The sequence below is a fragment of the Confluentibacter sediminis genome (assembly GCF_003258355.1).
In the GTDB taxonomy this organism is placed as follows: Bacteria; Bacteroidota; Bacteroidia; order Flavobacteriales; family Flavobacteriaceae; genus Confluentibacter; species Confluentibacter sediminis.
Genome location: NZ_QKPO01000008.1, coordinates 184,219 through 208,398 on the forward strand (window position 1 = coordinate 184,219; position 24,180 = coordinate 208,398).

Genomic DNA, 24,180 nt, shown 5'->3' on the forward strand with positions numbered 1-24,180 from the left:
GCGGATGCAAAAATACAACTATTTTTAAATGTCGCAATACCTACTTAATATTTTTTGAAAAAAAATTAAATTAATATGCCTTTGCAAATAACACTCTCATTTTTGAAGGGTTTCCAGTATACACACAAACACCTGCTTCTTGCTTATTATTCAATGGAATACACCTAATTGTTGCCTTTGTAAGCTCTTTTATTTTTTCTTCTGTCTCAATGGTCCCATCCCAATGCGCCGAGATAAAACCGCCTTTATTTTCTAAAACAGACTTAAATTCTTCAAAATTTTCTACTTCGGTTATATGATTATCTCTAAAATTTAACGCCTTTTCAAATAACGATTTTTGAATATCTGCTAATAAATTCTCAACAACTTTGCTTAAATTCTTTAAAGCAATGACTTCTTTTGTTAAGGTATCTCGCCTTGCTATTTCAACAGTACCGTTTTCTAAGTCTTTAGGGCCTATTGCAATACGCAATGGAACACCTTGCAACTCATATTGTGCAAATTTCGCACCAGGACGTTGTGTATCCCTATCATCGTATTTAACAGATATATTTTTACTTTTTAACTCTTTTAAAATACTATGGGCTACTTCACTTACAGCATTAAATTCATCGTCACTTTTATAAATAGGCACTATGACCACTTGATTTGGTGCTAAACTTGGCGGTAAAACCAAACCATTATCATCACTATGCGTCATAATTAACGCCCCCATAAGGCGTGTTGAAACACCCCAAGACGTTGCCCAAACATAATCTTGCTTACCTTCTTTATTGGCGAATTTAACATCAAAGGCTTTGGCAAAATTTTGTCCGAGAAAGTGAGATGTTCCAGCTTGTAATGCCTTCCCATCTTGCATTAATGCTTCAATACAATAGGTTTCATCGGCTCCAGCAAAACGTTCACTTTCTGTTTTTAATCCTTGAATAACAGGAATGGCCATGAAATTTTCAACAAATGTCGCATATACATTATTCATTAATTCTGCTTCAGTAATAGCTTCAACCTTTGTTTCATGTGCTGTATGCCCTTCTTGCCATAAAAATTCTGCGGTACGCAAAAACAAACGTGTACGCATTTCCCAACGCACGACATTAGCCCATTGATTAATTAACAATGGTAAATCCCTATAAGATTGAATCCATCCTCTGTAAGTATTCCAAATAATGGCCTCCGAAGTTGGTCTTACAATCAATTCCTCCTCCAATTTAGCCTCTGGATCTACTCGCAATTTACCTGGTTTGTCAGGATCTGCTTGTAACCTATAATGTGTCACAATAGCACACTCTTTCGCAAAACCTTCGGCATTCTTTTCTTCGGCCTCAAACAAACTTTTTGGCACAAATAAAGGAAAATAGGCATTTTGATGCCCGGTTTCTTTAAACATCCTGTCCAATTCTGCCTGCATTTTTTCCCAAATGGCATAACCATATGGCTTAATGACCATACAGCCCCTAACTGCCGAATTCTCAGCTAAATCAGCCTTTACAACAAGTTCGTTATACCATTTTGAATAATCCTCTGCTCTACTAGTAAGTTTTTTGCTCATATAAGTGGTTTGGCACAAAAATTGTGACTATGTTAAATATAGAAATAGTTTGGCAAAACTAACTATTTTTGTTATGTTCAACAATAAAAAAGAAATAGAGATATGAAATTTATTAACTACTTAAAAAGAAAAATGTCATTAATAGCAATTGCTATGTTGTTATTAGTGGTATCATCGTGTGGTTCTTATCAATACGTTGGTGTGGACAATGATGGTATTTATGGCGAAGCCCCAAGAACAATGTCTCAAAATGACCAAGTTGTTGTTGAAACACAAAATAATTCTAATGATTATTATCAAAATTATTTTAATAGTAAAGCTTTAGAGTATGAAAGAATAAATGATGAAGGTGCTATTTTCACGGATGTAGATTCCTACCAAAGCAATTCTTATACTGATGAAGGAGACCCCAATAACAACAATTACCAAGGCTATGGTGGTTGGGGGCAAACCAATAGTCAAGTAACCGTCAATGTTCAACCAAGTTTTGGCTGGGGAGGCATGTGGTACAGACCGTTTTTTAGCTATGGCTATTATGGCAACCGTTGGAACAACTGGGGCTATTACAATCCTTATTATGCTGGTTTTTATGGTGATTATTATGGAGGCTTTTATGGTAGTTTCTATGGTGGTTGGTACAATCCATATAGATTTCCTGGGCATTACTATGCTTTCAACGGATACAATAATTATTATTACGGAAATGCATATTATGGAAGAAATAATGTGTCTTACAGTGCCAGCAGAAGAAATAGCTATCGATCAAATAGCATAGGCAATAGAAGCAGTTCTACCAACAATGGTAATACATCAAGATACAGCTCTTATAGAAGAAGCAATACGGTTAGTCCATATAGCACGACAAGTCGTGGTTACAATAATTCGTCCTCTACTATAAATAGTAATTCGTCAAGAAGAAATAGTAGCGCTAACACATCCTCTTCTTATCCATCCAATAATTCTACCTATTCAAGAAGAAGCAACACAAGCAATAATTCTACGTATTCTCCTAGCAGATCATCTTCTAGTAGCAACAATTCTGGAAGCTACTCAAGATCAAGTAGCGGCAGCAGTAGCTCTGGAACAATGAGGTCTTCTGGTGGCAGTAGTAGTTCTGGTGGTTCTTCAAGAAGACGTTAATATTTTTTAAAGAAAAAAAGAAACATATGAAAAAGTTACAATTCCTATTTATAGGCATGTTATCTATGTCTACACTTTATGCCCAAGACATCTCTGACGCCGTAAGATATTCGCAAAGTGAAATTCAAGGAACCGCTCGTTTTAGAGCTTTAAGTGGTGCCTTCGGAGCTTTAGGTGGTGATATGAGTGCCGTAAGCATCAACCCTGCTGGTTCTGCTGTCTTTGCACAAAGTCATGCATCGATAACCCTTTCAAATTTAGCTTCCAAAAATGACACACGATATTTTAATGGTTTAACAGGAACTACCGAATCTAATTTCGATATAAATCAGGGTGGTGCATCTTTTGTATTTGCTAATAACAACTCAAATTCTCCTTGGAGAAAATTTACTTTAGGGGTGGCTTATGATAAAACCAATAATCATGACAATAGTTGGAATGCGGTTGGAACAAATACAAAAGATGATGTTTATGTGGATCAAAATAATATTGTTAGGTCTCCAGCAAATTCGATAGCTGGATATTTCTTTCTTTACTCAGAAGGCGTAAAATTGGGAGATATTTCATTAATAGGGAATGAATCAATAACCGATGCCTATTCCGATATTGGAAATGTGTTTGGGCTTACGCATCAACAAGCCTTCCTAGGATACCAATCTTACATACTTGAACCAGATGTGGATGACGACAACAATACAACATATACCTCAAATCTTGCTAGTGGAAATTTTGATCATAATTATTATTATACATCAACAGGATTAAATGGCAAAGTAGCATTTAACATGGCCGCTCAATATGGCGATAACCTATATTTAGGGTTAAATTTAAATTCTCATTTTATAAATTACGACCGTTCCACATCACTATTTGAAAATAATTCAAATAATAATTCATTAATTAGCAGTATAGCATTCGATAACACCCTATCTACAACAGGTAGCGGATTTTCGTTTCAATTAGGTGGTATTTTAAAATTAAGTAACGAATTCAGAGTGGGTTTAACGTATGATTCACCAACATGGTATACCATTTCAGAAGAAACCACACAATATCTATCTGCCATAAGAGATGATAATGGCTCAAATGTTACAGCTGTTGTAAATCCACAAATCGTCAATATCTATCCAGATTACAAATTACAAACACCTGCAAAAATAACAGGAAGTTTAGCTTATGTTTTTGGAACACAAGGTTTAATTAGTTTTGACTATTCACACAAAGATTATAGTACTACTAAATTTAAACCGACTTCAGATTTTACTGGTTTAAATAGTGATGTTAATAATGTATTAACCGCTGCTTCAACCTATAGAATTGGTGGCGAATATAAAATACAACAATTTAGTTTAAGAGGTGGTTATCGTTTTGAGGAAAGCCCTTATAAAAACGGCATAACCGTTGGTGATTTAAACGGCTATTCATTAGGGATTGGATATAATTTTGGAAATACAAAATTGGATGTTACTTATGATTATTTTGAAAGAACTTCCGAAACGCCATTATACAATGTTGGGTTAACGGATGCTGCTATAATTGACAATACAAATTCAAATATAACTTTATCTTTAAGCTTCAATATATAAGCAGAATAAAGACATTTATTATAAGGCCTGAACTTAGTAGTTCAGGCTTTTTTTCATGTACTGTAAGGAAACAAAACCTCATCGTACTAATAAACCGGCATTAATTGTTTGTTAATACAAAACATAACAAAACGGAATTACCTATCTTTGCTGACTAAAAAATAAGTTTTTTGAACACATGAAAATTGAGAAAAACATTGAGGATTTTGATGCCTTGGGTGAAGATCATATTGGAACTTCATCAAACACACCTATGAGAAGTGATGCTTTTAAACTTTCTGTTGAAGAAAAAATAGACATTATAAGAGATGATGTACGCCACATCATGGAAACCTTAGGATTAGATTTGACGGATGATAGCTTAAATGGAACACCGAACAGAGTTGCTAAAATGTTTGTTAAAGAAATTTTTGGAGGCCTAGATCCCAATAAAAAACCTAGCGCTTCCACATTTGAAAACAAATACAAATACGGTGAAATGTTGGTTGAAAAAAACATTACCATGTATTCCACTTGCGAGCATCATTTGCTTCCTATTGTTGGAAAAGCACATATTGCCTACATTTCTAACGGAAGTGTTGTAGGTCTTTCTAAAATGAACCGTATTGTAGATTATTATGCTAAACGCCCACAAGTACAAGAGCGTTTAACCATACAAATTGTCAAAGAACTTCAAGACGTTTTAAACACTCAAGATGTGGCTTGCGTTATAGATGCAAAACATTTATGTGTGAATTCTCGAGGCATTAGAGATATTGAAAGTAGCACCGTAACATCAGAATTTGGTGGTAAATTTAAAGAAGAGGCTACCCGTAGAGAATTTTTAGATTATATAAAACTTGACACTAAATTTTAATAAGTTTGATGTTTATTTTTGTTACTCATTAACAACTAAACAAATCAACGACTAAACTCATCAACATCCATGCAACTTTTTCAGCAGCAAAAACTATATCTATATAATTCGCTTTCAGGAAAAAAAGAACCATTTAAACCTATCAACGAAGGCTATGTTGGGATGTATGTTTGTGGACCAACCGTATACAGTAATGTACATCTTGGGAATGTAAGGACGTTTATGTCATTTGATGTGATATTTAGATACCTTAAACATTTAGGGTATAAAGTGCGTTATGTTAGAAACATTACCGATGCTGGTCATTTAGAAAATGATGCAGATGCTGGCGAGGATAAAATAACCAAAAAAGCACGGTTAGAACAAATAGAACCTATGGAAATCGTGCAACGCTACACCGTAGATTTTCATAATATATTAAATACGTTCAATTTTTTACCTCCAAGTATTGAACCTACGGCAACTGGACATATTATTGAACAAATTGAATTGATTAAAAACATCATTGATAATGGTTTTGCTTATGTAGTTAATGGTTCTGTTTATTTTGATGTCCATAAGTTTAATAAAACTCATGATTACGGTAAATTAAGCAAACGTAAATTAGAGGATTTAATTCATAATACACGTGAATTGGACGGCCAAAGCGACAAAAAAAACCCACAAGATTTTGCACTTTGGAAAAAAGCCGAACCTCAACATATTATGCGTTGGCCTTCACCGTGGAGTGATGGTTTTCCTGGTTGGCATTTAGAGTGTACAGCTATGAGCACCAAATATTTGGGAGATCATTTTGATATTCATGGTGGTGGTATGGATTTAAAATTTCCACATCACGAATGTGAAATCGCCCAAAATGAAGCTGCCAAAGGACAAACACCCGTAAATTATTGGATGCATGCCAATATGCTAGAGTTAAACGGACAACGTATGTCTAAAACAACAGGCAATATTATTAACCCAGGAGAATTACTTTCTGGTAACAATAAGATTATGTCTAAGGCATACTCTCCTAGCGTTATTCGATTTTTTATGATGCAATCTTCCTATAGAAGTGTCTTAGACTTAACAGACTCTGGTTTATTAGGTAGTGAAAAGGGCTTTTACCGCTTGATGGATGCCTTTAACACCTTAGAAAGTTTAAAACCATCAACGAGGTCTAGCATCAATATAGCAGATTGGAAACAAGCTTGTTATAATGCTATGAATGACGATTTCAACACCCCTATTTTAATTGCTAATTTATTTGAAGCTGTTAAATATATCAATCAAGTGAAAGAAGGTTCTGAAACTTTAACTTCAGAAGATATTGTACTTTTACAGGAGACCATACATACCTTTATTTTTGATATTTTAGGCCTTGAAAACGTGTCTAAAACCGAATCTGGAACCGACAAATTATCGGCGGCCGTTGGTGTTTTAATTAAATTAAGACAAGAGGCTAGAGCCAATAAAGATTTCGCCATGTCTGACAAAATACGTGACGAATTGGCTGAGGCTGGTATTCAACTTAAAGACGGCAAAGACGGAACTTCATTTTCAGTTAATTAGAAGCTTTCTCTTTTCTGCGATGATTCAATGAAGTTAATGACAACAAATGAAAAAACTACTCATTGCACCATTTTTGTTTTTGATAAAAGTGTACCAAACATTGATATCGCCTATAACACCTGCATCCTGTAGATATCAACCAACATGCTCCCATTATTCTAAAGAAGCATTACAAAAACATGGACTGTTTAAAGGAGGTTGGTTAGCTATAAAGCGTATTTTTAGTTGCCATCCTTGGGGAGGCTCCGGCTATGACCCTGTACCTTAAAAAGTTTCACAAATAATCAACAACCTTTATCATTTGGTTATTTATGAAACGGAACTACTAATTCCTTTCATTATTTGTACATTCCTTGCTCCTAGTTTTATCAATAATAACTATACCCTCTCAATTAACTTAATCTATACACTACGAATCTTATAATTATTGATTTTAATTATATAAAGTTTTAACGGACTATCTATAATATTTTTGTCTTTAAATAATTCATATTTTATAATCACATAAATCATTACATATGAAAAATATTTTCAAAGCATTAATTGCAGGTTACGGAGCAAAAAAATTGGGTGGAGGCTGTTTAAGTACTATTATAATTTTTATAATTATCTGGTGGCTATTAGGGAATTTTTAATTCTAAAATATTAGAAACACCCTCGTTTATCGAGCTGTTTTCTATGTTTTATATTTTAGCTTAGTTTTAAAGTCTCGAGGTTACTTGTTCACTATAATCTGTAATCATTTTTGAATTGGCTTCATTATAAACCTCCTTTACAAGTTTATAAATATCAGGTATCACCGTTTTTGCTAGTTTAGAATTGCTATTTAAAAGCACACAAATACCTAAATCGGCATCAGGGTAGACTGCAATTTCATTTCTGTAACTGTTAACACTCCCACCATGATGTAACATGGTTTTTTCTTCATTGTTTTCTAAAAATTTATGGATTCTCCAACCAAATCCATAAGACGAACTGATATGCCCTGGCCAATGCTGATAATACTTGTTGTATTCCTTTATTTCTATAAATGGGTTAAAAACTTCCTGTAAAGCAGATTTATTTATAATTTCACTATGATGTCCTAACAATAACTCCATCCATTTAGCCATATCAAGAGCACTAGCGTTAATACCTCCAGCTGCAACGGCATTATAATAATTATGATTAAGCTTTAAGGTTTTCCAATTATTACCGCTTTTAGAATGAGGTAAAGCTACATTTTTTGTGTGCTCTAAAGTTTGATAATCCATTGAAACCGTATTCATTTCTAAGGGTTTAAAAAATCTGTCATTCAATAACGTAGTAATATCTTGATGGGTTAATCGCTGCATTATCTCTCCACTAAGTGCAAACATAGCATTTTGATAGCTATACATTTTACCTGGTTTACTAATGGGAGCAATCACTTTAAAACGTGTGGCAATTTCAGTTAACGATAATCCAGCTTCAACAAGGTTGGTATAACTATGGTAAGGTGCTCCTGAAGTCTGGGATAAAATAGTAGCAAGTGTAATTTGATTGGTATTAGCAATATCTCCTAACTGAAAATTTGGAATATAGTCACTCACCTTATCCGTCCAATCCAAAACACCTTCACTTTTTAACTTGGCAGCTAAAACGCCAGCAAATCCTTTTGATATAGATCCTAGTCGAAAAACAGTTTCTTTATCAACTTTATCTTTAAGTTTAATATTTCTTTTACCAAAGCCTTCAGAAATTATGATAGAATCCCCCTTTACGATGCTTACCCCAGCACCTATAATATCTCCTGAAGCAATTGCTCTCTCAAAATATGTAGTAAGCGCATCATTTAATTCTTGCTGATGCCATTTATATATTTTAATTGCATTTTGATCCACTGGAATTTTGTCAATTTTGTCGATTGATACAACTACTTGCTTTTCGGGAGTAGCAAACAAACTAACAACACTTAAGATGAGTAAAAAAAACGCAAAAACCAGAAAAGTTGGTTTTGTAAAGATTTTGAATCTATGCATAAATAGGTTGGCATTTAGGTTTGGGATGCATATTACGAATATAGGGTGAAATACTTAAATAGCCGACAAAAAACATATTTTTTTTTATAACTTACTGATTTATAGTTATATTATTGATATATAATACGCTTAAAATCCCCGTTAACTTCCTATTAAAATTCTTGTCTTAATGATTCATCTTGAGGTATATGCTTCAAAATCTCTAAAACAAATTTCCAATATTTTTGCACAGAGGAAATTTGAGCGCGTTCATCTGGCGAATGTGCCCCTTTAATGTTTGGCCCAAAACTAATCATGTCCATACCTGGGTAATTCTGACCTAAAATACCACATTCCAGTCCCGCATGGCACGCTGCTACATGTGGCTCTTCACCATGGAGTTCTTTATATAACTTGGTCATTACTTTTAAAATAGGTGACTTCATATTAGGCGTCCATCCAGGATAATCTCCCGAAAATTCTACTTCACAGCCAGTTAATTCAAAAGTAGCACGCAAGGCATTAGCCAAATCTATTTTAGAAGTTTCCACAGAAGACCGTGTTAAACAATCGATTCTTATTAAACCTTCTTTTAGATGCACTTTAGCAATATTATTTGAGGTTTCTACCAAACCCGGAATATCAGCACTCATTCTGTAAACTCCATTTTGTGCCGCATACAAGGCTCTAGTAAAACCTTCTTGAACCCCTAAATCCATAATCATTTTTGGGAGTTCACATTTGGAAACACTAATCTTCAAATGCGGCTCCATCGTTTTAAACTCCGTTTTAATAATAGTTGCCAACAACTCCATTTTAGATAAAAAATCAGTTTCATGAATTGCATCTATAGCCACAACAGCATTGCTTTCGCGCGGAATCGCATTTCTTAAACTACCGCCTTCAATTTCTGAAATTCTCAATCCAAAATTCTCAAAGCCATCAAATAACAAACGGTTCATGATTTTATTAGCATTACCCAAACCTTCATGAATTTGCATCCCTGAATGCCCGCCTTGCAAACCTTTAACGGTAATGGTATAACCAATTTTAAATTCTGGCGTTTCTTCTTCTTTATAATCCCTAGTGGCCGTTACATCAATACCACCTGCACATCCCACACCTATTTCATCATCTTCTTCGGTATCTAAATTCAACAATATCTTTCCTGAAAGCAAACCGCCTTTTAAACCCATAGCACCTGTCATACCCGTTTCTTCATCAATAGTAAATAAGGCTTCAATAGCTGGATGTGGAATGTCCTTACTTTCTAAAATAGCCATGATAGTGGCAACGCCCAAGCCATTATCAGCACCCAAAGTGGTACCTTTAGCACGAACCCAATCCCCATCAACATACATATCAATACCTTGAGTTGTAAAATCAAAAACCGTATCATTATTTTTTTGATGCACCATATCTAAATGCGATTGCATTACGATAGTGGTTCTGTTTTCCTTTCCTGCGGTTGCAGGCTTTTTTATTATCACATTTCCAACTTTATCTTCAAAAGTGTCTAACCCTAATTTTTTACCGAAATCTTTCATGAAAGCGATGACTTGCGCCTCTTTTTTTGAAGCTCTAGGTACGGCATTTAAATCGGCGAATTTATTCCAAAGTGCTTGTGGTTGAAGTTGTCTTATTTCTGAATTCATCATATTACATATTGTGTTTTACAAAGGTAGTTATTACAATTTAGCTTCTTTATAAATCTTATAAATTTCACGAACTATTTAATTTAACTATCTATCATAAAAATCAATATAAGCTAACGCAACCTTTTAATTCTTTTGTCATCTAATTATAAAGAGTCATAAAAAATGAAAACTGGATACACTTTATTAATTGCCCTTCTTCTATTAGCTTGTCAAAATAATCCTGAAATAAGTATCGATCCTGAAAATTTACTAATAGGCAATTGGATTGATTCAAGTTATGATAATGAAATTGTCACATTTCAACGAGCCGCAAGTTTAAACGAAAATGCTCCCGGTATATCATTTAAGGAAAATTCTGTTTTTATACAAAGAACATCTGGTTGGTGTGGAACGCCTCCTTTAACTTTTTATGATGACCAAGGCACTTGGAAAAGCCAAGAGTCACTTATCATAATGTCTCTTGAAAATTTTCCAAAAAATTTACAGTGGAGAATTATTTCACTTGACAATAACCAATTAACTGTTAAAAGGGAATTATCTGAACAAGAAAAAGACCATCAAGATTTAATGAATTTGTTCAATGAGATTACTACACTATCTAATAGTATTTCGTGTATAGATTCTAATAACTGGAGCTTTACTTCCTACGGAACCAAAGCTTGTGGAGGGCCTCAAGGCTTTATTGCATATTCAAATGAAATTGATACTGTGGAATTTTTGAAAAAAATTGAAGCTTACAATTTAGCCGAAAAACAATATAATATTAAATGGTCCATTTTCTCAACATGTGATGTTCCAAAACAACCTACATCTATAGAATGCCAAAATGGTTATCCTATTTTTAAATATTGACATATCAACCGTCATTAATGAACATTTGTTTATTTTTGACCCATGCTGAAAAATAAAAAAGCCATACTGTCACTTTCCATAATTCCGCAGTATATCATCATTAAATGGTTATCTCATTACCCTGAATTCATTGAGGACTATTACAGCAATGGCTTTTATCAATTTGTCTCTAAAATATTTCGATATAGTTTAGGTTGGATTCCTTTTTCGTTTGGAGATTTCGTTTACACATTTGCTATTGTTTATGGGATACAATGGCTTTTTAAAAACAGAAAACGATTAAGACAAGATACCAAACATTGGTTTATGGATGTATTGTCGGCATTATCCATGATATATTTTTCCTTTCATCTACTTTGGGGTATGAATTATTACCGATTACCATTACACAAAAACCTAAAGCTGGAAGCGGATTATACCACAGAACAGCTAATTGTTGTCACTAAAAAATTAATTAAAAAATCGAATGCTATATATGCGGAAATTAAACAAGATGACACTACTAAAATAGATTTACCCTATAATAAATCTGATATTTTAGAACTTGCTCCAAAAGGATATGAGAATTTAAAAAAGACATTCCCTGATTTAGATTATCACCCAAAAAGTGACAAGAAATCTTTGTATAGCTATCCCCTGACTTATATGGGTTTTAGTGGCTATTTAAATCCGTTTACTAATGAAGCACAGGTAAATGCGTTAATTCCTATTTATTTATTTCCAACAACCACATCCCACGAAATGGCACATCAGCTAGGCTATGCTGCTGAAAATGAAGCTAATTTTATTGGTTGTTTGGCCACTATAAACCATGATGACATATATTTTAAATATTCTGGTTATACCTTTGCACTTCGTTTTTGTTTAAATGAAATATATAGACGTGATGAAACCTTATTTAATAAGCTACTTGAAACAGTTAACAAAGGCATTTTAAATAATTTCAAAGAAGTCCGTGAATTTATGGATGCTTATGAAAATCCGTTAGAACCTATGTTTAAAATATTCTATAGTAATTTTTTAAAAGCCAACAACCAAGTAAAGGGTATGGAAAGCTATAGTTATGTGGTGGCCCTTTTGGTTAATTATTTCGAAAAAGAACCTATTTAATTCACTATGAACAAGCAAATTAGCAGTACACAAAACCCTCTTATTCGACAATTGGTTCAGTTAAAAGACAAGTCACGCGAACGTAAAAAAAGCGGCTCATTTTTAATAGAAGGTGAACGCGAAATTATGCTTGCCATAAAAGGTGGTTATGAAATAGAAACTATTTTATTCAATGCTGAAATCATTAATTCAGATCAGCTTAACAATCTAACAAATCAACCCATAAGTCTCATTGAAGTGACTTCTGAAGTATATCAAAAATTAGCATATCGCGATACTACTGAAGGTGTTTTAGCCGTTGCAAAAACTAAAGCGCATAACATAAATCAATTAAAATTCAACACTAAAAACCCCTTAATTTTAATTGCTGAAGCTCCTGAAAAACCAGGAAACATTGGCGCCATTTTGAGAACTGCAGATGCTGCCAATTTAGATGCTGTGATTATAGCCAACCCTAAAACCGATTTGTACAATCCAAACATCATTCGATCTAGCGTAGGTTGTGTATTTACAAATCAAATGGCAACAGGTTCTACTTTTGAAATTATTGAATTTTTGAAGGCTAATAATATGCAAATTTATTGCGCTGCCTTACAAGCTTCTGTGGAGTATCACACGCAAGATTACACCAAAGCAACGGCTATTGTTGTTGGTACGGAAGCGACGGGATTGAGTGATAATTGGTTAAAAAGTTCAACTCAAAACATCATCATTCCCATGCAAGGTGACATAGATTCGATGAATGTATCGGTTGCTGCAGGAATTCTTATTTTTGAAGCCAAAAGACAACGCAACTTTAAATAAACTATATGACTGCAAACACACTTTTCTTTATTATAATTACCATTTTAATCATCAAATTTATAGTTGATACCATTTTAGATGCATTAAATGCTAAACATTATAATGATGCACTGCCAGAAGTTTTACAAGATGTTTATGACGATACTGAATATAAAAAGTCACAGCAATACAAGGCCACTAATTATAAATTCGGACTTATAACTTCTACCTTTTCGTTGCTTTTAACATTGGCTTTTTTACTTTTCGATGGTTTTGAATTTGTAGATAATATAGCTAGAAGTTTTAGCAACAACAACATGATTGTAGCCCTTATTTTCTTCGGAATAATTATGATTGGCAGTGATATTATCATGACGCCCTTCTACTACTACAGCACCTTTGTTATTGAAGACAAGTTTGGGTTTAACAAAACAACCGTTAAAATTTTTATACTTGACAAAATAAAAGGATGGCTCATGATGGCAATTGTGGGCGGGGGTCTTTTAGCACTCATCATATGGTTTTACCAATTTGCAGGAAGTTATTTTTGGTTATACGCATTAGCATTGATAGCCGTGTTTTCAGTTTTCATGAATATGTTTTACTCGAAACTTATTGTGCCATTATTTAATAAACAAACACCTTTAGATGCTGGAAGTTTGAGAGACCAGATTGCTGCTTATGCACAAACAGTTGGTTTTAAATTAGATAAAATATTTGTAATTGATGGCTCTAAACGCAGTACCAAAGCCAATGCTTATTTTTCGGGATTTGGAAGTGAAAAACGTGTGACGCTTTACGATACGTTGATGAATGATTTAGAGGAAGAAGAAATTGTTGCAGTGTTGGCGCATGAAGTTGGTCATTACAAAAAGAAGCATATCATCTTTAACTTATTTGCCTCCATTTTAATGACGGGGTTAATGCTTTATATTCTATCGCTTTTTATCTCCAATCCCTTATTGTCAAATGCATTGGGTGTTGAAACTCCCAGTTTTCATATTGGTTTGATTGCCTTCGGATTATTATATGCCCCTATTTCTGAAATCACAGGATTAATTATGAACCTGTTTTCCAGAAAATTTGAATACCAAGCCGATGATTATGCTAAAAACACCTATAAAGCTGAACCGCTTATTACTTCGCTTAAAAAACTATCTAAAAACAGTTTGAGTAATTTAACCCCACATCCAGCTTATGTGTTTATGCATTATTCGCATCCCACTTTGTTGGAACGGATTACTAATTTGAGAAAATAATCTTAATCTGGAAATAGCGCTGACTCTAAAAAAACAAGGTGGTTTTTTTCTCAGAAACTTGAATTTATTTAACATTAATTGGGGCGACCACGCAACCGACACAGACAAATCTATTTTTTCAAAATCGACTTTCTGTATTTAATTCCCCATTCGCCCATTGCTTCAACAACTTTGTTCAGACTTTTGCCATGTGGTGTAAGTTCGTATTCAACGGTAACAGGCATTGTGTCCATGACAGTACGTTTAACAAGTTGGTTCATTTCCAAATCCTTTAACTCTTTTGACAATACCTTTGGCGCTATGCCTTCAATATGCCTACCTAAATCCATAAATCGGAATTTTCCGTTATTGTAAAGCGCGGCTATGATTACAGTTTTCCATTTTCCGCTCAACAAATCCTGGGTGTCTTTTACACCTTGAACTTGCAAACGGCAAATACCTGTGAGTTCTGATTTTTGCTTTTTCATAACGACAAAGCTACAAAAATAATTACTAAGTTGAACACTACTTACCAAATAGAAACTACTTACCAATAGGTAACAGTTATAGTTTTTGTAACTATACTTCGTATTTTTGTAACAGAATTTTAAACAATAGTAAAAAATGAAAATAGCGGTAATTGGGACAACAGGGTTTGTGGGAACAAGCATCACAAATGAATTGACAAACCGTAACCACAGCGTTACAGGAATTGCGAGAAACGTAAACACATTAGAAAAACCCAATTTGACAAGTGTTTCAGCAGACATTACGGACGTGAACAAACTTGCTGAAAACTTAAAAGGCAACGACACAGTTATAAGTGCTTTCAACGCAGGTTGGACAAATCCAAATCTTTATGACGACTTTCTTACAGGTTCAAAAGCTATTCAAGAAGCAGTAAAACTTGCAGGTGTTAAACGTTACATTGTTATTGGCGGTGCAGGAAGTTTATATGTATCAGAAGGTGTTCAAGCAGTTGACACCCCAGATTTTCCAAAAGAATTTTATGCAGGAGCTTCCGCTGCAAGAGACTATCTCAACTTTTTAAAAACAGAAAATAATGTGGATTGGGTATTCTTCAGTCCTGCATTTGAAATGCACCCAGGGATTACAACTGGACGAACAGGAAAATATCGTTTAGGAAATGACACGCCTGTTTTTGATGAAAACAACAGAAGCATTTTGTCGGTAGAAGACTTAGCGGTTGTTATCGCAGACGAAGTTGAAAATCCAAAACATCACAAGACAAGATTTACAGCAGCGTACTAAACAGTTATGCTTTAAATAGACTTTAAAAATGTTCGACATTAACATATGGCGGACATTTTTTTATATTTTTTTTGGACAAACGGAGAAAAAACGTTGCATTTAAAAGAGGTTTGGCATAATGCAGGTGAATGCTTCGTATGAAATTCATTGCTAAATTTGAACTTTAGAACATCGTATTAACGGTAATACTATAAGACCACCACTACGCCAAGTCTTAAACCGTTAAAAGAACCTGTCCAAAACTAAAATTAGTTTATATTTTTTAAATTATTGAATTCGTGAATACTTTCATTTGAAGCAGCATGCTTTTATTTTTTAATTTCTGTCTACGCAGGAATTAAAGAATGAAAAAATATAGCTGAAAGCGTGTTAAAACGCCCAAACAATAAATCGTAAATCAAAAATCGTAAATCCGAAATATTAGTGTATCTTTGCCGCTTCAAACTCAGAAAGTGAGTTAAATTCCTCAGAGTGAGGATGTGTTACTAGAAGGTTAAGTTAAGTATGTCGATTCGCTTCTTATGTAACACCACATAACAAAATCGAATACTTATACAAGAATGAACACATTCCAAGACTTAGGTCTTAACGAAGACCTTTTACACGCTATTACCGATTTAGGATTTGTAAACCCTAGTGATGTACAAAGCAAAGCCATCCCTATTTTATTAGAGAAAGAAACCGATTTAGTCGCTTTGGCACAAACAGGTACAGGAAAAACGGCGGCATTTGGATTCCCAATGCTACAAAAAATAGATATTGATAGCAGAACCACTCAAGGTCTTATTTTATCGCCTACCCGAGAACTTTGTTTGCAAATTACCAACGAAATGAAATTATACGGTAAGTACTGCAAAGGACTTAACGTGGTGGCTGTTTATGGTGGCTCTAGCATTACAGACCAAGCCAGAGATATAAAAAAGGGCGCACAAATTATTGTAGCGACACCTGGACGTATAAAAGATATGATTAGCAGACGTATGGTTGATATTTCTAAAATAGAATACGCTGTTTTAGATGAAGCTGACGAAATGCTTAATATGGGTTTTTATGAAGATATTACTGATATTTTATCAAATACCCCAGAAGAAAAATGCACATGGTTATTTTCTGCAACCATGCCTAAAGAAGTCTCTGTTATTGCCAAAAAATTCATGGAAAATCCTGTGGAAATTACTGTTGGTAATAAAAACGAAAGTACCAATCAAGTGTCTCATGAGTACTACTTAGTAAATTCCAGAGATAGATATGATGCTTTAAAACGATTGGCCGATGCCAATCCTGATATATTTTCAGTTGTTTTCTGTAGAACAAAACGTGATACCCAAAAAGTAGCGGAACAACTTATTGAAGATGGATATAGCGCAGGTGCTTTACACGGTGATTTAAGTCAGAATCAACGTGATTTGGTTATGAATTCGTTTCGTAAAAACCAAATTCAAATGTTGGTAGCAACCGATGTAGCAGCACGTGGTATTGATGTAGATGATATTACACATGTTATAAACTACCAATTACCAGACGAAATCGAAACTTATACACACCGGTCTGGACGTACAGGACGTGCTGGAAAAACTGGGGTTTCCATGATTATCGTTTCAAAAAGTGAGGTTCGAAAAATAAAAAGTATCGAACGCATTATTAAAAGAGACTTTATAAAAAAAGAGATTCCTGATGGTATGGAAATTTGCGAGGTGCAATTAATGTCGCTTGCCAATAAAATCCATAATACAGAAATCAATCATGAAATTGATAAATACCTAACCAATATCAATGAATTGTTTGCTGATTCATCGAAAGAAGATTTAATTAAAAAATTCTTTTCTGTTGAATTCACTCGTTTTTTCAATTATTATAAAAAATCTAAAAACCTAAATATAGCCGAAAGCAGAAGTGATGATCGTGAAGGAGGTAGAGAACGCGGTCGTGATTTTGGAGGAAATTCAGATTCCACACGTTATTTTATAAATGTTGGCAGCAAGGATGGCTATGATTGGATGAGTTTAAAAGACTTCTTAAAAGATGTTTTAGAACTTGGCAGAGACGATGTTTTTAAAGTGGAAGTCAAAGAAAGTTTTTCATTCTTTAATACTGAAAAGGAATTGCAAGAAAAAGTATTGGCTTTTTTCACTGACTATAAACATAATGATAGATTTGTGAATGTTGAAGTCTCTGAAAACCGTGGAGGCGGAAGACGTAACGATAGAAGAAGCGGTGGCGGAAGACGTGATGACAAAGGCGGTGAGAGACGTTCCAGTCCAAGAGGTGATTTTGGAAACAGAAGCGACAGACGCCGTAGTGATACTTCCAGACCAAGACGCTCTGGTGATTTCAAACCTAAAGAAGGGGCAAGACGTTCTGAAAGCGACTCTAGACCAAGTGATTCTAATATATCAAGACCAAGACGTTCAAGACGCTAGTTAAAAGAATTTGTTAATTTTAAGTCAAAAAAAATTCACTATCCCCTTTTTAAGGTTTAGTTTAGTATTTTTATAACTTAATTTACAATTAACCTATTTATATGAAACAATACCTTTTACTTTTTTTTGTAATTTTATCTTCAGCATATGGCTTTTCACAAGATGAAGAAGGCAAAGTAAAAGGTGTTGTTCTTAATGTTTCAAATAGTGAAGTTTTAGAAGGGGTTAACATCGTTAATCTAAATAAAGTTATTGGAACAAGCACCAATAATAAAGGTGAGTTTGAAATTAATGCAAAAGTTAACGACACCTTACATTTTTCTTATTTAGGTTTCAAATCTATTAAGGTACGTGTGACTAACGACTGGTTAAAATATGGTAATGCTACCACTATCAATCTTACAGAACTTGCGTTAGCACTTGAAGAAGTTGTTGTAAATCAATTAAAATTAACCGGCTATCTGGAAGTTGATATTAAACAGGTTCCTGCCATAAACAACAATTATCGATATAGCATTTCCGGGTTGCCAAGTACAGGTTATGAAGCTGGTAAATCATCTGCCCTTAACAAAGTATTAGGATCTATTTTTAATCCTGCAGATTTTTTACATCGTATGTTTGGTAAAAAACCAAATGAATTGAGAAAGCTTAAAAAGATGAAGGAAGATGATGAAATTAGAAACTTGCTTGCTTCTCGTTTTGATAGAGAAATGCTTACCGTATTATTACAAGTAGATAAAGTTGATTTAGATGAAATTGTAAGTCAGTGCAACTACTCAAAAGGGTTTATACAAACGGCGAACGACCTTCAAATATTAGATGCCATAAGTGAGTGCTATGAAGAGTATAAAGTACTCAATAGAGACCGAAATGGTAAATTGTAACAAGGAACAGATACGTTCCCTGGTTCATCATTAACAATAATTCAATAAAATTTCTTAAAACTCTATTAATACGTAAGTTAAATAGTGTTAAACATAAACTTTTTATTACGGGTATTGTGTTAATTTGATTTCTAGCTAAATTAATACACCATCCGTATGAGAATAACTATCTACCTATTCTTTTTACTTCAAACAGGCGTTTCCCTTGTATTTTCACAAGATATTGAAATGAGTGGCATGCTTATAGATTCCAAAACACAAGCCCCTATAGAATTTGTCAATATTGGGATTCAAAACAAAAATAAGGGCACCATATCCAATTTAGAGGGGAAGTTTCATTTAGGGATTCCAAAAGAATCCTCAAAGGACTCCTTAACCATCAGCCACGTCAATTACGAAACCCTAAAAATCCCAATTAAAAGCATTAAAAACAAAACACTTTATTTAGAACCAAAAACCAATGAACTTGCCGAAGTCATAATCTCTAATAAAAAGAAAAGACACAGAAAAGTGGGGGTTAAAAGCTATAATCCTTTATTATGGTTAGGTGCGCTATCGAAAGATTTTGACATCATTGAGAACGCACAAAGAATAAACATCCCAGAAAAAACAGTTAAAGTAAGGTATGTAAATATGTATCTAAGACGAGGTTTTAAAGCAGACAGTAGTTATATTAGAATAAATTTTTACAAAAATGTGAATGATGCCCCTGGAGAAAAATAGTTTTTGAAAATATTATACAAAAAAAACGAATAGAACCTGGTTGGATTCAAATAGATTTGACTAAAAATGACATCTATCTTGATGAAGATTTTTTTATAGGTTTAGAATTTATTCCAGATTTTAAAACCCCATTTGAAGTATATTTAGGAGCCATTTTAACCAAAGGAAAAGGCTATTCGAGAAGTAATAGCCAAGGTGAATGGAACAAACTACAAGGAGCTTCAACAATTAATGTAGAAATTGAATATTGAAAACAAAACTACCTTTTAAATTTCCTAAAATAATGGCTCTAATCTTTTTAGTACCATTAGCTATAAATTCCCAAAACATAAATGGAATTGTTTATGATACTGAATCTGCTTTAAAAGACATCAAGGTTTTTAATATTTCTAAACAAATAACTACCTATTCTGATGATGTTGGTAATTTCTCAATCAAGGCATCTGCAAACGATACGCTCATTTTTTCTTCATTGTTTTATGAACAAAAAAAAGAAGTCATCACCAAAGACGATTTTGAAGACAAAGTGGTTATTGAATTAAAAAAAATAATGAATAACCTTGATGAAGTTGTTGTGACGGATCGTTCAAAAAATAAAGTATTTAACCAAGAGGCATACACTACGGATTTAAAAACCCAAATAGCTAATGACATTAAAAAAAATCCACACTTATATAGTCCGGCACCAAGTGGGAACCTAGACTTTATTAAAATAGCCTCCCTCATTGTCAAACTTTTCATAAAGGAAAAAGTTAAAGTAGATGTTATAGAACCTATAAATTACAACCAACTGGATTCCCTATTTTCAAAAGACAACTTTTTAAATGATAAATTTTTAGTAAATGAGTTAAAAATACCTTTAGAATATAAACCCTTATTTTTCGAATATTTTGAAGCAAAAAACATTAATGACAGTTTTCTAAAAGAAGAAAAAAGAATATTATTGCTAGACGAATTATTCAAAAGCAGTAAAGCATTTAAAACTTTTTTATCCGATTACGAACGGGGAAAAATAAAAGAATAATCTATGTTTATCTTAATTCTTGTTCTCTAACAAAGGCACAAAACGGAATTCACCAAATTCTTCTTGTTCAAATTCTTTGTTGTCTTTTCTAATAAATAGAGTCATAATTTGGGTGTGTTCACCAACGGGAATCACCAGCCTACCTCCTACTTTTAACTGACCTAATAAAGGCTTTGGTACAAACGGTGCTCCCGCCGTTACTATAATACTATCAAAAGGAGCTTCTTCAACCAAACCTTTATAACCATCTCCAAAAATCAATTTTTTAGCACGATAGCCTATTTTTGGTAAAAACAAACTCGTTTTTTTAAATAACTCTTGTTGGCGTTCTATACTGTAAACTCTAGCTCCAAGCTCACATAAAATAGCTGTTTGGTAGCCACTTCCTGTTCCTATTTCTAGAACTTTATCTTCTTTTTTTACTTGAAGTAATTCCGTTTGAAATGCGACCGTATAAGGTTGAGAAATGGTTTGGTCTGCAGCAATAGGAAAAGCCATATCCTTATAGGCATAATCTAAAAACCCTGAATCCATAAACAAATGTCTCGGTACATTTCCTATGGCTTTTAAAACATTCACATCTGTTATTCCTTTGTCTTTTAATACAGTAACTAATTGCTGTCGTAATCCTTTATGCTTAAATGTATCTTTCAAAAGTAGTATGATTTCTCAATGCTAAAATTAGGCAAACATTTTAAAGCTTAAAACTATTTAAACAGAATTTATTTTTTAATAATTTGTAATTAAAATTTAGGGACATTATACCAAAATCATATCTTAATTATGTTATTTTTGTTAAAACGTAATAATTATGCTAAAAGTTGGAGTACTTGGTGCAGGCCATCTGGGAAAAATTCATTTGAGACTTCTAAAACAATCTGAAAAATTCAATCTTGTTGGTTTTTATGATGCCGATGAAGCTAACGGTAAAAAAGTGGAAGCAGAGTTTGGTTATAAATTCTTTAGTTCCATTGAATCACTCATCGATGCCGTTGATGTTGTCGATATTGTGACTCCTACCCTATCCCATTATGAATGTGCCAAACAAGCAGTTATAAAAGGTAAACATATTTTTATTGAAAAACCAATAACCAATACTATTGAAGAAGCCGAAGAAATTAGAGCTTTAGTGGCCTTACACCATGTTAAAGGACAAGTTGGTCATGTCGAGCGTTTTAATCCCGCGTATTTAGCCGTAAAAGACGAAGTGAACGCACCTATGTTTATTGAATCACATCGATTGGCAGAATTTAACCCTCGTGGTACAGATGTTCCTGTGGTATTGGATTTAATGATTCATGATATTGATATTATTTTAAGCACGGTCAATTCCAAAATAAAACACATTTCTGCAAGTGGTGTTGCTGTAATTAGTGACACACCTGACATTGCTAATGCTCGCATAGAATTTACTAACGGCTGTGTGGCTAACCTAACCGCCAGTAGAATTTCATTGAAGAAAATGCGTAAGATCCGCTTTTTTCAAAAAGACGCTTATATTTCCGTTGATTTTTTAACTAAACAATGTGAAGTCGTAAAAATGAAAGATGCCCCGGAACATCCTGGTGATTTTGATATGGTACTTGAAAATGCGGAAGGTATTAAAAAACAAATCTATTTTGACAATCCACCCATACCAGAAAACAATTCCATTCTAGATGAATTAGAAAGTTTTGCTGATTCCATAAACAACAATGCAAAACCTGCCGTTACACTACATGATGGCACGGAGGCTTTAAGAGTGGCAAATCAAATCATAAATTGTTTTTAGTAACTTATTTAGAAGAAGCATGACACAATTGGTATATGCTATTTTAAAATTGCCAAATTACACAAAACGGTGGCATTTGGAATGAATAAATAAATAAATAAATAAATAATGGGATTCCTTCCTTCGAAGGAATGAAAAAAATATGCAATGAAAAACATAGCAGTTATTGGAGCAGGAACCATGGGCAATGGCATTGCGCATAACTTTGCTCAAAATGGATTTAAAGTCCAACTTATTGATGTAAGCGAACTCGCTTTGAAAAAGGGTTTGGAAACTATTTCTAAAAATTTAGATAGAATGGTTAGTAAAGAAACCATTTCCGAAGCTAAAAAAGCCGCAACCCTTTCAAATATTACAACTTTTACACATATTAAAGAAGGTGTTGAACATGCCAATTTAGTGATAGAAGCAGCTACAGAACATGTTGATTTAAAACTAAACATTTTTAAAACCTTAGATGAAGCTTGCGCAATGGACACCATACTTGCCACTAATACCTCTTCCATTTCCATAACAAAAATAGCTTCGGTCACATCAAGACCTCATATGGTTATTGGTATGCATTTTATGAATCCGGTACCATTAATGACCTTAGTTGAAGTTATTAGAGGGTACAACACGAGCCAAGAGGTAACAAAAACCATTATGGAAATTTCTAAAACTTTAGGAAAAACTCCTGTTGAAGTAAATGATTATCCAGGATTTGTGGCGAACCGTATTTTAATGCCCATGATTAACGAATCCATAGAAACATTATATCATAGTATTGCTGGTGTTAAAGAAATTGATACTGTTATGAAATTAGGTATGGCTCACCCCATGGGCCCATTACAGTTAGCAGATTTTATTGGTTTAGATGTTTGTTTATCCATACTCAATGTGATGTACGATGGTTTTAAAAATCCGAAATACGCACCTTGTCCTTTATTGGTAAACATGGTAAATGCTGGCAAATTAGGCGTCAAATCTGGAGAAGGATTTTACGATTATGCTGAAAACAAAAAAGCCGAAAACATATCCAAACAATTTTTAAAGTAAGTTTATTCGTTTAACCGTTTATACGTTTAAGCTTAAAAACAGTTAAACAATTAACCGCTTAACCAACAAAAATGTCCATAAAAGAAAATCTCAATCATATAAAATCGGAATTGCCACCCCATGTTACGTTAGTCGCCGTTTCCAAGACAAAACCAGTAAGTGATTTAATGGAAGCCTATCATGCAGGACAACGCGTTTTTGGAGAAAACAAAATCCAAGAAATGGTTGAAAAGTATGAACAAATGCCTAAAGATATTGAATGGCACATGATTGGACATGTACAAAGTAATAAAGTGAAATATATGGCTCCTTTTGTGCGTTTGATACATGGTGTTGATAATATTAAGTTATTGAAAGAAATAAATAAAGAAGCATTAAAAAACAATCGAATTATCGACTGTTTGCTTCAAATTAAAATAGCTGAAGAAGACACAAAATTCGGAATGACAATAACTGAAGCACAAGAGCTCATTAAATCTAAAGCGTTTTCAGAATTAAAAAACATTAGGATTGTTGGTCTTATGGGAATGGCAACTTTTACTGAAAAACTCGACCAAATAAAAAAAGAATTCACTTTGTTAAAAACTACTTTTGATAGTTTCAAAACCATAGAATCCTTTAACTTTAAGCCAGAAACTATTAGCATGGGTATGAGTGGCGATTATCAATTAGCTATCGAATGCGGAAGTACCATGATACGAGTTGGAAGCAGTATCTTTGGGGAACGAAATTATAATTAATTCTAG

General features: G+C 33.6%; 23 protein-coding genes. 18 read left to right on the plus strand and 5 right to left on the minus strand.

Annotated elements, in window-relative coordinates:
• Positions 1 to 70 precede the first annotated feature (70 nt).
• Complete coding sequence (gene proS, locus DKT72_RS08880; RefSeq protein WP_111308372.1) at positions 71 to 1,549, minus strand: proline--tRNA ligase; 1,479 nt, start codon at positions 1,547 to 1,549, stop codon at positions 71 to 73.
• A gap of 102 nt (positions 1,550 to 1,651) precedes the next feature.
• Here proS and DKT72_RS08885 point away from each other — a divergent pair, with 102 nt between their 5' ends.
• The 5 genes from DKT72_RS08885 to yidD all read left to right on the plus strand — a co-directional run bounded on the left by DKT72_RS08885 (position 1,652) and on the right by yidD (position 6,950).
• On the plus strand, positions 1,652 to 2,689 hold the full coding sequence (locus tag DKT72_RS08885) for a prolyl-tRNA synthetase (protein ID WP_111308373.1): 1,038 nt from the start codon (positions 1,652 to 1,654) through the stop codon (positions 2,687 to 2,689).
• A gap of 26 nt (positions 2,690 to 2,715) precedes the next feature.
• A complete protein-coding gene (locus tag DKT72_RS08890; RefSeq protein ID WP_220628107.1) occupies positions 2,716 to 4,275 on the plus strand; it encodes an OmpP1/FadL family transporter in 1,560 nt (519 codons plus the stop codon).
• Between the two features lie 178 nt (positions 4,276 to 4,453).
• The gene (gene folE / locus DKT72_RS08895; RefSeq protein WP_111308375.1) at positions 4,454 to 5,131 is read left to right on the plus strand and encodes a GTP cyclohydrolase I FolE; all 678 of its coding nucleotides are present in this window, start codon (positions 4,454 to 4,456) and stop codon (positions 5,129 to 5,131) included.
• Between the two features lie 69 nt (positions 5,132 to 5,200).
• On the plus strand, positions 5,201 to 6,682 hold the full coding sequence (gene cysS / locus DKT72_RS08900) for a cysteine--tRNA ligase (RefSeq protein WP_111308376.1): 1,482 nt from the start codon (positions 5,201 to 5,203) through the stop codon (positions 6,680 to 6,682).
• Between the two features lie 46 nt (positions 6,683 to 6,728).
• Positions 6,729 to 6,950, plus strand: coding sequence for a membrane protein insertion efficiency factor YidD (gene yidD, locus DKT72_RS08905; protein ID WP_111308377.1), 222 nt, complete (start codon positions 6,729 to 6,731; stop codon positions 6,948 to 6,950).
• Positions 6,951 to 7,383: 433 nt separating this feature from the next.
• Here the strand turns inward: yidD and DKT72_RS08910 are convergent, their stop codons facing one another.
• The gene (locus DKT72_RS08910; RefSeq protein ID WP_111308378.1) at positions 7,384 to 8,682 is read right to left on the minus strand and encodes a serine hydrolase domain-containing protein; all 1,299 of its coding nucleotides are present in this window, start codon (positions 8,680 to 8,682) and stop codon (positions 7,384 to 7,386) included.
• 152 nt (positions 8,683 to 8,834) lie between these two features.
• Positions 8,835 to 10,316, minus strand: coding sequence for an aminoacyl-histidine dipeptidase (locus DKT72_RS08915; RefSeq protein ID WP_111308379.1), 1,482 nt, complete (start codon positions 10,314 to 10,316; stop codon positions 8,835 to 8,837).
• 165 nt (positions 10,317 to 10,481) lie between these two features.
• On the opposite strand from DKT72_RS08915, the gene DKT72_RS08920 reads away from it, so the two are divergent.
• The 4 genes from DKT72_RS08920 to DKT72_RS08935 are packed head-to-tail and all read left to right on the plus strand — an operon-like array spanning position 10,482 to position 14,323.
• Positions 10,482 to 11,171: a hypothetical protein gene (locus DKT72_RS08920; protein ID WP_111308380.1), complete on the plus strand. Its 690-nt coding sequence runs from the start codon at positions 10,482 to 10,484 to the stop codon at positions 11,169 to 11,171.
• 42 nt (positions 11,172 to 11,213) lie between these two features.
• The gene (locus tag DKT72_RS08925) at positions 11,214 to 12,281 is read left to right on the plus strand and encodes a DUF3810 domain-containing protein (protein WP_111308381.1); all 1,068 of its coding nucleotides are present in this window, start codon (positions 11,214 to 11,216) and stop codon (positions 12,279 to 12,281) included.
• 6 nt (positions 12,282 to 12,287) lie between these two features.
• On the plus strand, positions 12,288 to 13,085 hold the full coding sequence (locus DKT72_RS08930; protein ID WP_111308382.1) for a TrmH family RNA methyltransferase: 798 nt from the start codon (positions 12,288 to 12,290) through the stop codon (positions 13,083 to 13,085).
• A gap of 5 nt (positions 13,086 to 13,090) precedes the next feature.
• Positions 13,091 to 14,323, plus strand: a complete 1,233-nt coding sequence (locus DKT72_RS08935) for a M48 family metallopeptidase (protein WP_111308383.1) — start codon at positions 13,091 to 13,093, stop codon at positions 14,321 to 14,323.
• Between the two features lie 110 nt (positions 14,324 to 14,433).
• On the opposite strand, the gene DKT72_RS08940 is transcribed toward DKT72_RS08935, so the two are convergent.
• Positions 14,434 to 14,790, minus strand: coding sequence for a winged helix-turn-helix transcriptional regulator (locus tag DKT72_RS08940; RefSeq protein WP_111308384.1), 357 nt, complete (start codon positions 14,788 to 14,790; stop codon positions 14,434 to 14,436).
• Between the two features lie 136 nt (positions 14,791 to 14,926).
• Here DKT72_RS08940 and DKT72_RS08945 point away from each other — a divergent pair, with 136 nt between their 5' ends.
• The 6 genes from DKT72_RS08945 (at position 14,927) to DKT72_RS08970 (ending at position 20,625) form a co-directional block, all read left to right on the plus strand.
• Positions 14,927 to 15,574, plus strand: a complete 648-nt coding sequence (locus DKT72_RS08945; protein ID WP_111308385.1) for an NAD(P)-dependent oxidoreductase — start codon at positions 14,927 to 14,929, stop codon at positions 15,572 to 15,574.
• A gap of 560 nt (positions 15,575 to 16,134) precedes the next feature.
• Positions 16,135 to 17,994, plus strand: a complete 1,860-nt coding sequence (locus tag DKT72_RS08950) for a DEAD/DEAH box helicase (RefSeq protein ID WP_111308386.1) — start codon at positions 16,135 to 16,137, stop codon at positions 17,992 to 17,994.
• A gap of 101 nt (positions 17,995 to 18,095) precedes the next feature.
• Entirely contained in the window at positions 18,096 to 18,878 is a 783-nt protein-coding gene (locus DKT72_RS08955; RefSeq protein ID WP_111308387.1) for a carboxypeptidase-like regulatory domain-containing protein, read from the plus strand.
• A 156-nt stretch (positions 18,879 to 19,034) separates the two neighbouring features.
• The gene (locus DKT72_RS08960; RefSeq protein ID WP_111308388.1) at positions 19,035 to 19,601 is read left to right on the plus strand and encodes a carboxypeptidase-like regulatory domain-containing protein; all 567 of its coding nucleotides are present in this window, start codon (positions 19,035 to 19,037) and stop codon (positions 19,599 to 19,601) included.
• A 56-nt stretch (positions 19,602 to 19,657) separates the two neighbouring features.
• Positions 19,658 to 19,852, plus strand: a complete 195-nt coding sequence (locus DKT72_RS08965) for a hypothetical protein (protein ID WP_111308389.1) — start codon at positions 19,658 to 19,660, stop codon at positions 19,850 to 19,852.
• Between the two features lie 32 nt (positions 19,853 to 19,884).
• Complete coding sequence (locus DKT72_RS08970; RefSeq protein ID WP_162623277.1) at positions 19,885 to 20,625, plus strand: carboxypeptidase-like regulatory domain-containing protein; 741 nt, start codon at positions 19,885 to 19,887, stop codon at positions 20,623 to 20,625.
• A 12-nt stretch (positions 20,626 to 20,637) separates the two neighbouring features.
• On the opposite strand, the gene DKT72_RS08975 is transcribed toward DKT72_RS08970, so the two are convergent.
• Positions 20,638 to 21,279 carry a protein-L-isoaspartate(D-aspartate) O-methyltransferase gene (locus DKT72_RS08975; RefSeq protein ID WP_111308391.1) on the minus strand — a complete coding sequence of 214 codons (642 nt, stop codon included), beginning with the start codon at positions 21,277 to 21,279 and terminating at the stop codon, positions 20,638 to 20,640.
• Between the two features lie 157 nt (positions 21,280 to 21,436).
• Between DKT72_RS08975 and DKT72_RS08980 the strand changes: the two genes are divergently transcribed.
• The 3 genes from DKT72_RS08980 to DKT72_RS08990 all read left to right on the plus strand — a co-directional run bounded on the left by DKT72_RS08980 (position 21,437) and on the right by DKT72_RS08990 (position 24,174).
• Complete coding sequence (locus DKT72_RS08980) at positions 21,437 to 22,396, plus strand: Gfo/Idh/MocA family protein (protein ID WP_111308392.1); 960 nt, start codon at positions 21,437 to 21,439, stop codon at positions 22,394 to 22,396.
• A gap of 147 nt (positions 22,397 to 22,543) precedes the next feature.
• A complete protein-coding gene (locus DKT72_RS08985) occupies positions 22,544 to 23,434 on the plus strand; it encodes a 3-hydroxybutyryl-CoA dehydrogenase (RefSeq protein ID WP_111308393.1) in 891 nt (296 codons plus the stop codon).
• A 71-nt stretch (positions 23,435 to 23,505) separates the two neighbouring features.
• Positions 23,506 to 24,174, plus strand: a complete 669-nt coding sequence (locus DKT72_RS08990) for a YggS family pyridoxal phosphate-dependent enzyme (protein ID WP_111308394.1) — start codon at positions 23,506 to 23,508, stop codon at positions 24,172 to 24,174.
• The last annotated feature ends 6 nt before the right edge of the window (positions 24,175 to 24,180 follow it).